We start from the raw sequence: 12972 nt of genomic DNA on the forward strand, positions 1-12972 counted from the left end.
CCCGCGTACGTCCCCGCGTACGTCCCCGCGTACCTCTCCGCGCACGTCCGCTCCCGTCCGTCCCGAAGGGAACCCCGTCATGCCCGCGTGCCATCGCCGCGCCGCCCTGCTGCCCGCCCTCTCCGTCCTGCTCGGCCTCGCCGCCACCTCCCTCGCGCCGCCCGCCGGCGCCGCCGAGGAGGAGGGGCCGGGCGAGACCCCCGTCGCCCGCGCCCTCACCGCCGACGGGCGCCCGGCCAAGGTCGCCGACGTCCTTGAGCACTGCGGCAGCAAGCGCTCCGCCTGCACCTTCGTCATCGACCCCAAGCTGGGCCGCGAGTACGTCACCGCCGTGAAGTCGCTCGGCAACGCGGTGATCAACTGCACCCAGAGCGACATGGCCGTCGACCGGACCGTCACCCTGAAGTCCGGCACCACCGACAACATCGGCGGCGAGATCTCCGGGAAGATCGCCGCCGAGGGCACGGTCAGCGCCTCCGGCGAGGTCAGCACCAACCTCTCCAACGACATCACCAGCGAGAACAAGACGCCCAACCTCAAGGACGGCCCGACCTCGACCAACGGGACCAAGACCTCCGTCTCCGGCGGTGCCAAGGCGTCCGGCTCGATGAGCGCCAAACTCGCCTTCGAGGCCGCGTTCAAGGCCACGTACTCCAAGTCCTGGACCATCGAGAACACCGAGACGACCGCCTACAAGACCACCGTCAATCCGCACGACATGCTGGTCTTCGGTGCGAACGCCGCGATGCGGCGCGTGGTCGGCAGCCTCGTCGCCAAGTCCGGGCAGCGGATCATCGGCATCGCCGTGGACAGCCCCTCGATGGTCACCAGCAGCACGTTCATCGCCCAGACGTACGCCGCCCCGGCAGGCGTCTGCGGCGGTACCCGGCCCGCCGGAAACACCGCGCCCGCCCCGGCTCCCGGCCCCGGCCCGGCCCCCGCGCCCGGCCCCGCCGCCGAGGTCCCCGCCGCGCGGGCGGTGCCCCCGGGCGCCGAGCCCAAGCGCGTCGTCGTCCTGCCCGCCGACGCTTCCTGACCCGGGAGGAGAACCCCATGAACCGCACCACGCTCCCGGCCCTCGTCGTCCTCGGCGCCGCCGGAATGCTGCTGCCCGTCGCCCCCCTTTCGTACGGAGCGCAGGCCGCCCCCGCCGAGCAGGCCGTCCCCGTCCTCAACGGAGATTTCGCCGACCCGGTCATGAGGGGCGACGGCCCCACCACCGTCGGCCTGGACTTCTGGACCGGTCTCAACCAGCGCTATTCGCCCGCCGCTTCGGGCCGTACCGACGCCTCCCACGGCGTCGCCCTCCAGAAGGACGGCAACACGCTCAGGCAGCGGCTCAGAGGAGTACGCGCCGGAGCCCAGGTCACCGTGACCTACGAGGACAGCCCGGCCGTCTCCAAGGAGTGCACGGGCGAACAGGTCGTCGACGGCCAGCCGTACGAGGTCAGCGGCTCCGGCGGCCCGGTCCGCGCGGTCACCACGGCCGGCGACCCCGACCGGGTGAAGGGCACGCCGGGCAAGGGCCGTTGGACCGGCCGCGCCTATGTGTTCACCGCCGACGAGAACGAGCCCGTGCTCACGTTCACCTCGCGCGTCACCGACTCCCGCACCCATGTCACCTGTACGCCGATGATCGCCCGCATCCGCGCGGTGGAGGTCCCGGTGGCCGTCGACAAGACCGTGAGCAAGACGGCGCTCGGCACCTCGGAGGCGTACAAGGGCAACGAACGCGAGAGCACCCTCCACAACGCGGCCGCCGCCTGCAACGGCGAGAACGCCTGCACGTTCCGGCCCGACACCCGGACCTCCTTCCGCTACTACGACAAGGCGCGGGTCGTCGGCGAGGCCTTCGTCAACTGCACCCGCAACACCCTGGAGCACAGCCGCCTCCTCTCCTACTCCGAGCGCAGCCACGACAGCATCGCCCAGACGTACGCCGACGCCGCCCTCGCGCTCCCCGAGGTGGCCCGGCTCCCCACCAGCGGGGTACGGGAGGAGGACGAGAAGCGGGCCAGGGAGCGGCCGATGGCCGCGCAGTTCGCCCTCGCCTACGAGAAGGGCTGGCAGCGGCCCTGGCAGTGGTTCAGCAGCGACCAGCGGACGGCCGTGGAGCGGATCCAGCCCGGCGAGGTCAGCTGGGTCGAGATGCAGCCGAGCCGTGAGCGGGTCGAGGGCTGGTTCGTCAGCAAGAAGGACGACTACCGGCTGCACGCCGTCGTCGACGGCCCCTCCCGGGCCGTCCCCGACCGGCTGCTCCAGCGCACCGGACCCATGACGGAGGCCGAGAAGCAGCGCTGCACCGCCGCCCGGCCCTCGACGACCACCCCGGTGGACGCGGGCGCGCCCGCCTCCTCCAGCGACAAGGGCCTCCTGAGGATCCCGGCGCCGACGGCCCCGGGCGCCCGGTCCTCGGACGGGGCGCTGCCGCTGGACTGACCACCCGCGAGCTCCCCTCCCGGCGGAGTGGCGCGCCTGAGCCCCGGACGCCCCGGGGCTCGGGTCGTCCGGGGTTCGGGTCGTCCGGGGTTCGGGACTCCAGATAGCGCAGTACGGCCAGGATGCGGCGGCTGTAGCCGTCCGTCCGGTGCAGTTCCAGCTTGTCGAAGACGGCGTTGAGGGCCTTCTCGACCGCGCTCAGCGACAGATGGAGCTGCCGGGCGATGGCCGCGTTGGTGTACCCCTGCGCCAGCACCTCCAGGACCTCCCGCTCGCGCGGGGTGAGCCGCGCCAGCGGGTCCGTGTGCGCGCTGCGGACGACCAGCTGCCGTACGACCTCCGGGTCGATCGCCGCCCCGCCGTCGTGGACGCGTTCCAGCGCGTCGCGGCGGCGGCCGGGCGGCTCGCCCGGCACCTCCTCAACCTGGAAGTCCCAGGTCGGCGCCGGTACGCGGCTTCCCTCCCGGCCACCCTGCGGAAAACCGCAGGGACCGACCTCAGCCCGTCGGCGCCCCGCGATGCCGTTCGAGCGGGGTCGTGGTGGCGGAGTTCGTCACGCTGAAGGTGACGCTCCCCGGCCGGTAGCGGTCGTCCGTCCACTCGATCGGCCGCCCCGACTGGTCGCAGCTCACGTGCCGTTGCCGCAGCAGCGGGCTGCCCCGCCTGATGTGCAGCAGCTCCGCGTCCCGGGAGCCCGCCGCGACCGCGTCGATGAGGTGTTCCCCGTACTGGGCGACGATGCCCGCCTCCTGGGCGATGCTCTCCATGATCGAGACGCAGTCCTCCGGCAGTGCCTCGACGGCCGCCGCCGCCCAGTCGGCGTACGCGGTCCGCTCGATCATCGCCGGCTCCCCTTCGAGGCAGCGCAGCCGCAGCACGTGCAGGATCTCGCTCTCCGCCGGTACGGAGAGGCGCCGCGCCTCCTCGGGCGTGGCCGTCCGTCGCGACCGCAGCAGGATCCGGCTGGTCACCCGCAGGTCCATGCCGTGCGCCCACTGGGCGAAGCTGTTCAGCTCGGCGAAGCTGTGCCGGCGCTCCTGGCGCAGGACGATGCGGCGGGCCCCCTGGCGGGAGCCGACGAGGCCCTCCGACTCCAGGACGGCGACCGCCTGACGGACCGTCCCCCGGGAGGCCGCCCAGCGGGCCACCAGCTCGGCCTCGGAGGGCAGTTGTGCTCCCACGGCGTACTCGCCGTCGAGTATCGCCTGGCGGACGGCCTCGGCGATCTCCAGATAGCGTGCCGTCCCCACGTGCCCCTCTTCCGTCCGTTCCTGTGCGCAGCCGGTCACCCTGGGTTCCCGGCCGAAGGTTCACTGTAACCCTCAGGAGTGGCGATCGGTCCAGTTTCGGGCAGGGTCAACTCCCCGGCGTTCACCAGGGGTTCACGCGCTCCCGGTCTTCGCGCACTCCTCCCCGGGCGGTCATGTCCCGTTCATCCTCACGTCGTGGGACACGGGCGAACTGGAGCCCAACTTGTTCAGACAAGTGCCACCCCCTCTCGTCCCAGGAGTGACCGTGCCCAGACCTTCCGGCCGTCGTGCCGCCGCCCTGCTCGGCGCCGCCGTCCTCACCACCCTCACCGCCGCCTGCGGCGCGGCGCCCGACGGCCCGGCCGCCGGCGCCTCCGGGGCCGAGGCCGCCAAGGCCACCTCCGTGAGCGCCTTCGGAGGGATGAGGGAGCTGGTCGCCGCCGCCGAGAAGGAGGGCGCGCTGCATGTCATCGCCCTGCCGCCGGACTGGGCCAACTACGGCGAGATCATCAAGGCCTTCCAGGCCAAGTACCCCAAGATCAAGATCCAGAGCGAGAACCCGGACGCCGCCAGCGCCGACGAGATCGCCGCCGTGAAGTCCCGCAAGGGCCAGGACCGCGCCCCCGACGTGCTCGACCTGGGCATCGCCTTCGCCCGCAGCGGCGCCGAGGAAGGCCTCTTCGCCCCGTACAAGGTCGAGGCCTGGGACAAGATCCCCGCCGCGCAGAAGGACGCCGACGCCCGCTGGTACAACGACTACGGCGGCTACGTCTCCATCGGCTGCGACGCCAAGCGCATCCCGAACTGCCCGCAGACCTTCGCGGACCTCCTCAAGCCCGAGTACAAGGGCAAGGTCGCCCTCAACGGCAACCCCACCAAGTCCGGCTCCGCCTTCGGCGGCGTCTACGCGGCGGCCCTCGCCAACAAGGGCTCCTTCGGCGACATCCAGCCCGGCATCGACTTCTTCGGCAAGCTGAAGAAGAGCGGCAACTTCATCCCCGTCGAGTCCACCCCGGCCACGGTCGAGAAGGGCGAGACGCCCATCTCCATCGACTGGGACTACCTCAACGCCGGTTACGCCGACCAGTTCGCGTCCAAGGGCGTCGACTGGAAGGTCGCCGTCCCCACCGACGGCGTCTACGCCCAGTTCTACTCGCAGGCCGTCAACAAGGACGCCCCGCACCCGGCGGCCGCCCGCCTCTGGATGGAGTTCCTCTACAGCACCGAGGGCCAGAACCTCTGGCTCAAGGGGTACGCCCGCCCGGTCCTGCTGCCCGCGATGACCGCCGACGGCACCGCCGACAAGTCCTTCGTCGCCAAGCTCCCCAAGGTCGAGGGCACCCCCGCCTTCCCGGCCTCCACCGAGCTCGACAAGGCCAAGGCCACCCTCGCCGAGAAGTGGGACAAGGCCGTCTCCTGATGACCGCATCCCTCACCCCCCACGCGGGGACGGGAACCGCCGGCGGCACCCGCCGCCGGCGGCGCGGCCCGCGCACCTGGCCGGCCGCCCTCCCGCTCCTCCTCTTCACCGGCGTCTTCTTCGGCCTCCCGCTCGCCGCGCTCCTCCTCGGCGCGGTGACCCGGACGGCCCCCGCCACCGCCGGTGCCGCCGCCACCACGTCCTTCACCGGCGACCACCTGGCACTCTCGCTCCAGGGCCCGTACCTCGGCTCGCTGATCGGCAGCGTCCAGCTCTCCGCGCTCACCGCCCTGATCGGCGGCGTCCTCGGCGTCCTCGTCGCCCAGGCCGTGGTCACCTCCCGCTCCCAGGCCCTGCGCAACGCGACCCTCACCGCCTCCGGCGTCCTGGCCAACTTCGGCGGCGTGCCCCTCGCGTTCGCCTTCATCGCCACCCTCGGCATCTCCGGCGTCGTCACCCAGCTCGGCGACCTCGGGGCCCTCGGCTGGGACCTGTACTCCTTCACCGGTCTGACCGTGGTCTATCTGTACTTCCTGATCCCGCTCATGGTCCTGGTCACCGTCCCCGCCCTCGACGGCCTGCGTCCCCAGTGGCGCGAGGCCGCCCGCAACGCCGGAGCCACCCCCTGGCAGTTCTGGCGCCACGTCGGCCTGCCCGTGCTCGCCCCCTCCCTCCTCGGCGGCCTCGTCCTGCTCTTCGGCACCGCCTTCGCCGCGCACGCCACGGCGGCGGCCCTGGTCGGCGGCTCGGTCCCGCTGGTCACCCTGAAGATCGCGGACGCCCTCTCCGGCAACGTCATGACCGGCCAGGAGAACGTGGCGCTCGCCCTGGGCCTCGACATGATCCTGGTCGCCGCCCTGGTGATGGCCGTCTATCTGCCCCTGACGCGACGGAGCGCCCGATGGCTGCGATGACCCCGAGCACCGCGGACGCCGCCCCCGCGACGCCCGCCCCCGCGACCTCCGCCGGGGAGCCGTACGCCGAAGGACGGGCCCGGACCCGGCGACGCCCCAGGCCCCGGATCTGGCGCGGACTCGTCCTCGCCCTCGCGGGCGCGTACTTCCTGCTGCCGCTCCTCGCCTCGTTCGTCTTCACCGTGCACGTGCCCGGCCAGGGCGTGTCCTTCGACGCGTACACCCAGCTGATCGGCGCCGAGGGCTTCACCGAGAGCCTGCTGCTCTCGCTCGGCCTGGCCGCCGCCACCATCGTCCTGTCGCTGCTGCTCGCGGTGCCCGCCCTGATCGCCGTACGGATCGGCTCGCCGCGGCTGCGGCCGCTCGTCGAGGTGGTCTGCATGCTGCCCCTCGTCGTCCCGCCCATCGCGCTGGTCACCGGCATCACCACGGTGCTCCGCTGGGGACCCGAGCACCTCTCGCGCACCCCGCTGTACCGGACGTTCATCGCGGTGCAGGACGAGTCGTTCCCGGTCGTCCTGGTCCTCGCGTACACCGTGCTCGCGCTGCCGTTCGTCTACCGCTCGCTCGACGCCGGACTGCGCGCCATCGACGTACCGACCCTGGTGGAGGCCGCCCGCAGCTGCGGCGCCACCTGGCCGCACACCGTCCTGCGGGTCCTGCTGCCCAATCTGCGCGCCTCCCTCGCCGGAGCCGCCTTCCTCACCCTCGCCCTCGTCCTCGGCGAGTTCACCATCGCCTCGCTGCTCGGCTTCCGGCCCTTCGCCGTCTGGATCGTGTCGATCTCCGGCTCCCACGCCCGGATGTCCGTCGCGGTCTCCATCCTCAGCCTCGTCATCACCTGGGTGCTGCTCCTCGTGCTCTCCCGCGCGGGAACGGCCAACGGCGCCTCGGCACCCTCCCGTAAGGAGTCCTGACATGTCATCGGCAACCGCGGAGCGGGTCGCCCCCGCCGTCGGCACCGGAGCCAGGCTCGAGTTCCGCTCCCTGCGGCGCACCTTCGGCTCCACCGTCGCCCTCGACGGACTCGACCTCACGGTGGAACCCGGCGAGCTGATCGCCCTCCTCGGCCCCTCCGGCTGCGGCAAGACGACCGCGCTGCGCATGGTCGCCGGCTTCGAGCGCCCCGACTCCGGCGCCGTCCTCGTGGACGGCGAGGACATCACCGACGTCCCGGCCAACCGCCGCGACGCCGGCATGGTCTTCCAGTCGTACAGCCTCTTCCCCCACATGACCGTCCGCGACAACGTCGCCTTCGGCATGCGCATCCGCAAGGTCCCCGCCGCCCGCCGCAAGGAACGCGCCGCCGAACTCCTCGACCTCGTCGGCCTGCCCCAGCACGGCGACCGCTACCCCCACCAGCTCTCCGGCGGCCAGCAGCAGCGCGTCGCCCTCGCCCGCGCACTCGCCCTCGAACCCCGCGTCCTGCTCCTCGACGAACCCCTCTCGGCCCTCGACGCGAAGGTACGGCTCAGCCTGCGCGAGGAGATCCGCCGGCTCCAGCTCTCCCTGGGCATCACCACCGTCTTCGTCACGCACGACCAGGAGGAGGCCCTCTCGATGGCAGACCGGGTCGCCGTCCTCCACGCCGGCCGCCTGGAACAGTGCGCCGCGCCCGCCGAGCTGTACGCGCGCCCCGCCACCGCCTTCGTCGCCGAGTTCGTCGGCACCATGAACCGGCTCCCCGGCCGCCTCACCGGCTCCGGCACCGCCGAGGTCGCCGGGCAGACCCTGCCCGTCGACGGCGAGACCCCGAACGGCATCCCCGCCGGGGGCGAGGCCGACGTCCTCGTACGCCCCGAGAACGTCACCGCGACCGCCGACGCCACCGGGGACGCCACCGTCGTCGGCACCTCGTTCTTCGGCGCCGTCACCCGCGTCCGGCTGCTCCTGGAGACCGGGACCGAGATCAAGGCCGACCTGGCCTCGCGCGAGGCCACCGAACTCACCGTCGGCGCCCGCGCCCGCATCGGCCTCACCCCGCAGCCCGTCCTCGTCGTCCCGAGGACCACCGCGTGACGGCCCGGGCGCGCACCGGGCGGGCGGCCCTCGGCGCCGTCCTCTTCGACATGGACGGCACCCTCGTCGAGACCGAGGGCCTCTGGTGGCAGGTCACCGAGGAGATCGCCGCGGGGCTCGGCCATCGCCTCACCGAAGCCGACGCCCCCCATGTCGTCGGCCGCGCCGTCGAGGACACCGCCGGCCACCTCGTCCGCGTCACCGGTACGGGAGACCCGGGCCGCGTCGCCGCCGACCTCGGCCGGGAGTTCTTCCTGCGCGTCGAGGCCGGAGCGCCGATGCGCCCGGGAGCGCAGCGGCTGCTCGACGGCCTGGACGCCGCCGGAATCCCGTACGCCCTGGTCAGCGCCTCGCCCCGGACCGTCGTCGACAGCGTCACCCAGGGCTCGCTCGGGCACGTCCCGTTCGCCTTCACGCTCTCCGCCGACGACACCCCGCGCACCAAACCGCACCCCGAGCCCTACCGGGCGGCCGCCGCCCGCCTCGGTCTGCCGGTCACGGCCTGCGTCGCCGTCGAGGACTCCCCGGACGGCGCGGCCTCCGCCGACGCGGCCGGCTGCGCGGTCCTCGTCGTCCCCTCGCTGCTGCCGGTGCCCGCCTCCCCCCGCCGCGCCTTCGCCGACAGCCTCGAAGACGTCGACGTGGACCGGCTGCGCGACTGCCTGCACCTCACGGAGGATCTTCCGGGCGCGCCCTGAGGCGGCGGTCCCCCCCGGGGGGAGCTGCCGGGCGGAGGGCGTCCCGGGACCGCCTACCCTTGAGCCATGACCAGCAGCAGCGACCGGAGCAGCATCGTGGGCGAAGCCAAGACCTATGAGATCCGCACCTACGGGTGTCAGATGAACGTCCACGACTCCGAGCGGCTCTCCGGTCTGCTGGAAGAGGCGGGGTACGTCCGGGCCCCCAAGGGCTCCGACGGGGACGCCGACGTCGTCGTCTTCAACACCTGCGCGGTCCGCGAGAACGCCGACAACAAGCTGTACGGCAACCTCGGCCGGCTCGCCCCGATGAAGACCACGCGCCCCGGCATGCAGATCGCCGTCGGCGGCTGCCTCGCCCAGAAGGACCGCGAGACCATCGTCTCCAGGGCCCCCTGGGTCGACGTGGTCTTCGGCACGCACAACATCGGCAAGCTCCCCGTCCTCCTGGAGCGCGCCCGCGTCCAGGAGGAGGCGCAGATCGAGATCGCCGAGTCCCTGGAGGCCTTCCCCTCCACGCTGCCGACCCGACGCGAGTCGGCGTACGCGGCCTGGGTCTCGATCTCCGTCGGCTGCAACAACACCTGCACCTTCTGCATCGTCCCCGCCCTGCGCGGCAAGGAGGAGGACCGCCGCCCCGGCGACATCCTCGCCGAGATCGAGGCACTGGTCGCCGAGGGCGTCTCCGAGATCACCCTGCTCGGCCAGAACGTCAACGCCTACGGCTCCGACCTCGGCGACCGCGAGGCCTTCTCCAAGCTGCTGCGCGCCTGCGGGGCCATCGAGGGCCTGGAGCGGGTCCGCTTCACCTCCCCGCACCCCCGTGACTTCACCGACGACGTGATCGCGGCGATGGCCGAGACCCCGAACGTCATGCCGCAGCTGCACATGCCGATGCAGTCGGGATCGGACTCGATCCTGCGCGCGATGCGCCGCTCGTACCGGCAGGAGCGTTTCCTCGGGATCATCGAGAAGGTCCGCGCGGCCATCCCGCACGCCGCCATCTCCACCGACATCATCGTGGGCTTCCCCGGCGAGACCGAGGAGGACTTCGAGCAGACCATGCACGCCGTCCGCGAGGCCCGCTTCGCGAACGCCTTCACCTTCCAGTACTCCAAGCGCCCCGGCACCCCGGCCGCCGAGATGGACCACCAGATCCCCAAGGAGGTCGTGCAGGAACGCTACATGCGCCTCGTCGCCCTCCAGGAGGAGATCTCCTGGGAGGAGAACAAGAAGCAGGTCGGCCGCACCCTGGAGGTCATGGTCGCCGAGGGCGAGGGCCGCAAGGACGGCGCCACCGACCGCCTCTCGGGCCGCGCCCCCGACAACCGGCTCGTCCACTTCACCAAGCCGGCCGAGGACGTCCGCCCCGGCGACGTGGTGACCGTCGGGATCACCTACGCCGCCCCGCACCACCTGCTCGCCGAGGGCCAGGTCATGGCGGTACGCCGCACCCGCGCGGGCGACGCCTGGGAGAAGCGCACCGCCGAGAAGCCCAAGGGCGTCCTGCTGGGCCTCCCGAAGATCGGCGTCCCGGCCCCGCTCCCGGCGGCCGAGGCCCCGGCCTGCGGCAGCCACTGACGGTCACGGGGGAGGGCGGCGCATCGGGCCCATCGGGCCGCGCCTCCCGCGCCCTGACCCGCTCCGCTCGACGGTGGGTGCGTCGGTTGCCGCCGGACGGTGAGCGGGGCGCAGTAGGCTGCGGATCATGCTTGTCGCCGCAGCAGTCTGCCCCTGCCCCCCGCTCCTCGTGCCCGAGGTCGCGACCGGCGCCGCCCCCGAGCTCGACGCCGCGCGGGCGGCCTGCGCGGACACCCTCGGGCTGCTCGCCGCCGCCCGTCCCGACCGGCTGTACGTCGTCGGGCCCGCGGACGAGGGCGCCCACGGCGTCTTCCCGGCCGGCTCGACGGGCTCCTTCGCGGGCTTCGGCGTCGACCTCTCCGTACGCCTGGGGGACCCGACCGGACCGGGCCGGACCGGCGGCGAACCCGACACCGGCCGGCCGCTGCCCGTCTCCCTCGCGGTCGGGGCCTGGCTCCTGGAACGGGCCGGCTGGGCCGACGCGCCGATCGAGGGACTCGCGGTCGACGGCGAGGCCACGCCGGACGTCTGCGCCGGGCTCGGCCGCGGGCTCGCCGCCTCCGCCGGACGAGTCGCCCTGCTGGTGACGGGCGACGGCAGCGCCTGCCGGACCGTCAAGGCCCCCGGCTACCTCGACGAGCGGGCCGCCGCCTTCGACGCCGAGGCCGCCCGCGCGCTGGGCACCGCCGACGTGGCCGCGCTGCTCGCCCTCGACCCGGAGCCGGCGTACGAGCTGAAGGCGGCGGGCCGGGCCCCCTGGCAGGTCCTCGCGGGCGCCGCCGAGGGCGCGGGGCTCGACGGCCGGCTGCTCTTCGAGGACGCCCCGTACGGCGTGGGCTACTTCGTGGCCGCCTGGTCCTGACGGCCGTACGGCGGAACGGGGCGACGGACGACGAACGGCGGACGGCCGCGGAGCGAGGTGCTCCGTGGCCGTCCGCCGTTGCGGAGGGACTGTCGGGTGACGGCGGACGTCAGACGGTCGGCGGCGGTGTCGTACCGCCGCTGCCGGGCGTGCCGTTCCCGGGCGTGCCGCCGCCGGGCGTGCCGTCGCTCCCGGGCGTCCCGTGGTCCTTGTGACCGATCCTGTCCAGTGCGTCCTTGGCCTTGTCCGTACCGGAATGGATCTTGTCGCTGTACTTGCCCTTGGTCTTCTCGTCGACCAGCTTCGCGGCCTTCTCGATGCCGTGGTCGATCTTGTCCCCGTGCTGCTGCGCGAGGTCGGCGACCTTGTCCTTGGCCGGGGCGAGCTTTGCCTTCAGCGAATCCAGGAGACCCATGGGGCACCTTCCCTCCGCGGACCCCCGAGGGGTCCGTGTTCCGTGTGCTGCCTACGTGCTGGCGCCTTCGCCGGCCTCGCTGTCGGCGGCGGCCCCGGCCGACTGCTGCTTCGGGATGTCGACGGTCCCGGCGGCGACGGGGGCCGGCTCCGCCACCATCTCGTCCGTGACGTCCGCGTCCGCCGCTTCGGTCACAGCCTCCTCCGTCGCCGTGACGGCCTCGCCGCCCTCCGGCGAGGCATCTGCATTCTTACGGCGAAACATTGAAAAAACGCCCATATTCACTCCATAGCGTACTCGGACGGGTCGGGTTCCGTGGCGAACGGGCCGGAACCCCTCAGCTGCCAACGAAGCCCGGATGCGGCCCGTCACGTCGCTCATTCGGGGACAGCCCGGGAGGTTTGCGAGACTGGTGCGGTGAGAAGCGCAGCTCCCGCCCCGCGGGTCATCGCCGTCGTCGGCCCCACGGCGGCCGGAAAGTCCGATCTGGGTGTATTCCTGGCCCAGCAGCTCGGCGGCGAGGTCGTCAACGCCGACTCGATGCAGCTCTACCGGGGGATGGACATCGGCACCGCCAAACTGACGCCCGAGGAGCGCGGCGGCATCCCGCACCACCTCCTCGACATCTGGGACGTGACCGAGGCCGCCAGCGTCGCCGAGTACCAGCGGCTGGCCCGCGCCGAGATCGACCGGCTGCTCGCCGCCGGCCGCACCCCGGTCCTCGTCGGCGGCTCCGGCCTGTACGTACGGGGGGCCGTCGACGCCCTGGAGTTCCCCGGCACCGACCCGGCCGTCCGGGCCCGCCTTGAGGCCGAACTCGAAGAGCGCGGCTCCGGCGTCCTGCATGCCCGGCTCACCGAGGCCGACCCCGAGGCGGCCCGCGCCATCCTGCCCAGCAACGGCCGCCGCATCGTCCGGGCCCTGGAGGTGATCGAGATCACCGGCAAGCCCTTCACCGCCAACCTCCCCGGTCCCGACTCCGTCTACGACACCGTGCAGATCGGCGTCGACGTGGCCCGCCCCGAGCTGGACGAACGGATCGCCACCCGGGTGGACCGCATGTGGGAGGACGGTCTCGTCGACGAGGTGCGCGCCCTGGAGGCGCGCGGTCTGCGCGAGGGACGCACCGCCGCCCGCGCCCTCGGCTACCAGCAGGTCCTCGCCGCCCTCGCGGGGGAGTGCACCGAGGACGAGGCCCGCGCCGAGACCGTGCGCGCCACCAAGCGCTTCGCCCGCCGCCAGGACTCGTGGTTCCGCCGCGATCCGCGCGTGCACTGGCTCAGCGGAGCCGCCGATCACCGCGGGGAACTCCCGGCGGAGGCGCTCTCGTTGGTCGAACGAGCGGTTACAGCCTGATCACGTGATGGCATCGGG

13 protein-coding genes and 1 pseudogene are annotated in these 12972 nt (G+C 73.1%); 10 read left to right on the top strand and 4 right to left on the bottom strand.

Translation table 11 applies throughout. The features are described from left to right. The first annotated feature begins 79 nt into the window (after positions 1-79). Complete coding sequence (locus tag V4Y03_RS25700; RefSeq protein ID WP_332436408.1) at positions 80-1036, top strand: hypothetical protein; 957 nt, start codon at positions 80-82, stop codon at positions 1034-1036. A 17-nt stretch (positions 1037-1053) separates the two neighbouring features. After that, entirely contained in the window at positions 1054-2439 is a 1386-nt protein-coding gene (locus V4Y03_RS25705; protein ID WP_332436409.1) for a hypothetical protein, read from the top strand. A 94-nt stretch (positions 2440-2533) separates the two neighbouring features. Here the strand turns inward: V4Y03_RS25705 and V4Y03_RS25710 are convergent. Together V4Y03_RS25710 and V4Y03_RS25715 are read right to left on the bottom strand one after the other, a co-directional pair. Next, a pseudogene (locus V4Y03_RS25710) lies at positions 2534-2824 on the bottom strand (response regulator transcription factor); the annotation flags it as partial. Between the two features lie 112 nt (positions 2825-2936). Continuing rightward, positions 2937-3689, bottom strand: coding sequence for a GntR family transcriptional regulator (locus V4Y03_RS25715; protein ID WP_332436410.1), 753 nt, complete (start codon positions 3687-3689; stop codon positions 2937-2939). A 259-nt stretch (positions 3690-3948) separates the two neighbouring features. Between V4Y03_RS25715 and V4Y03_RS25720 the strand changes: the two genes are divergently transcribed. The 7 genes from V4Y03_RS25720 (at position 3949) to V4Y03_RS25750 (ending at position 11183) form a co-directional block, all read left to right on the top strand. Beyond that, entirely contained in the window at positions 3949-5109 is a 1161-nt protein-coding gene (locus tag V4Y03_RS25720; RefSeq protein ID WP_443079823.1) for an ABC transporter substrate-binding protein, read from the top strand. Continuing rightward, entirely contained in the window at positions 5109-6023 is a 915-nt protein-coding gene (locus V4Y03_RS25725; RefSeq protein WP_317877100.1) for an ABC transporter permease, read from the top strand. Before V4Y03_RS25720 ends, V4Y03_RS25725 begins: the two co-directional genes overlap by 1 nt. Next, the gene (locus tag V4Y03_RS25730; RefSeq protein WP_332436411.1) at positions 6011-6940 is read left to right on the top strand and encodes an ABC transporter permease; all 930 of its coding nucleotides are present in this window, start codon (positions 6011-6013) and stop codon (positions 6938-6940) included. Before V4Y03_RS25725 ends, V4Y03_RS25730 begins: the two co-directional genes overlap by 13 nt. A gap of 1 nt (position 6941) precedes the next feature. Further along, on the top strand, positions 6942-8042 hold the full coding sequence (locus tag V4Y03_RS25735) for an ABC transporter ATP-binding protein (RefSeq protein ID WP_317877102.1): 1101 nt from the start codon (positions 6942-6944) through the stop codon (positions 8040-8042). A gap of 50 nt (positions 8043-8092) precedes the next feature. Further along, positions 8093-8740, top strand: a complete 648-nt coding sequence (locus V4Y03_RS25740) for an HAD family hydrolase (protein ID WP_442809787.1) — start codon at positions 8093-8095, stop codon at positions 8738-8740. 66 nt (positions 8741-8806) lie between these two features. After that, a complete protein-coding gene (miaB, locus tag V4Y03_RS25745; RefSeq protein WP_332436413.1) occupies positions 8807-10321 on the top strand; it encodes a tRNA (N6-isopentenyl adenosine(37)-C2)-methylthiotransferase MiaB in 1515 nt (504 codons plus the stop codon). Positions 10322-10448: 127 nt separating this feature from the next. Further along, positions 10449-11183 carry a class III extradiol dioxygenase subunit B-like domain-containing protein gene (locus V4Y03_RS25750; protein ID WP_332436414.1) on the top strand — a complete coding sequence of 245 codons (735 nt, stop codon included), beginning with the start codon at positions 10449-10451 and terminating at the stop codon, positions 11181-11183. A 109-nt stretch (positions 11184-11292) separates the two neighbouring features. Here V4Y03_RS25750 and V4Y03_RS25755 read toward each other — a convergent pair whose 3' ends face one another. Together V4Y03_RS25755 and V4Y03_RS25760 are read right to left on the bottom strand one after the other, a co-directional pair. Then, positions 11293-11598 carry an antitoxin gene (locus tag V4Y03_RS25755; protein ID WP_317878119.1) on the bottom strand — a complete coding sequence of 102 codons (306 nt, stop codon included), beginning with the start codon at positions 11596-11598 and terminating at the stop codon, positions 11293-11295. Positions 11599-11649: 51 nt separating this feature from the next. Next, the gene (locus tag V4Y03_RS25760; RefSeq protein WP_332436415.1) at positions 11650-11793 is read right to left on the bottom strand and encodes a gliding motility protein; all 144 of its coding nucleotides are present in this window, start codon (positions 11791-11793) and stop codon (positions 11650-11652) included. A 222-nt stretch (positions 11794-12015) separates the two neighbouring features. Between V4Y03_RS25760 and miaA the strand changes: the two genes are divergently transcribed. Then, positions 12016-12954, top strand: coding sequence for a tRNA (adenosine(37)-N6)-dimethylallyltransferase MiaA (miaA, locus tag V4Y03_RS25765; protein WP_317878121.1), 939 nt, complete (start codon positions 12016-12018; stop codon positions 12952-12954). The last annotated feature ends 18 nt before the right edge of the window (positions 12955-12972 follow it).

The organism is Streptomyces sp. P9-A4 (assembly GCF_036634195.1).
Classification (GTDB): domain Bacteria; phylum Actinomycetota; class Actinomycetes; order Streptomycetales; family Streptomycetaceae; genus Streptomyces.

Excerpts from the sequence above, each read along its gene's own strand:
- V4Y03_RS25700 (WP_332436408.1), top strand. The coding sequence starts at position 80 with ATGCCCGCGTGCCATCGCCGCGCCGCCCTGCTGCCCGCCCTCTCCGTC.
- V4Y03_RS25705 (WP_332436409.1), top strand. The coding sequence starts at position 1,054 with ATGAACCGCACCACGCTCCCGGCCCTCGTCGTCCTCGGCGCCGCCGGA.
- V4Y03_RS25725 (WP_317877100.1), top strand. The coding sequence starts at position 5,109 with ATGACCGCATCCCTCACCCCCCACGCGGGGACGGGAACCGCCGGCGGC.
- V4Y03_RS25730 (WP_332436411.1), top strand. The coding sequence starts at position 6,011 with ATGGCTGCGATGACCCCGAGCACCGCGGACGCCGCCCCCGCGACGCCC.
- V4Y03_RS25735 (WP_317877102.1), top strand. The coding sequence starts at position 6,942 with ATGTCATCGGCAACCGCGGAGCGGGTCGCCCCCGCCGTCGGCACCGGA.
- V4Y03_RS25740 (WP_442809787.1), top strand. The coding sequence starts at position 8,093 with ATGGACGGCACCCTCGTCGAGACCGAGGGCCTCTGGTGGCAGGTCACC.
- miaB (WP_332436413.1), top strand. The coding sequence starts at position 8,807 with ATGACCAGCAGCAGCGACCGGAGCAGCATCGTGGGCGAAGCCAAGACC.
- V4Y03_RS25750 (WP_332436414.1), top strand. The coding sequence starts at position 10,449 with ATGCTTGTCGCCGCAGCAGTCTGCCCCTGCCCCCCGCTCCTCGTGCCC.
- V4Y03_RS25755 (WP_317878119.1), bottom strand. The coding sequence starts at position 11,598 with ATGGGTCTCCTGGATTCGCTGAAGGCAAAGCTCGCCCCGGCCAAGGAC.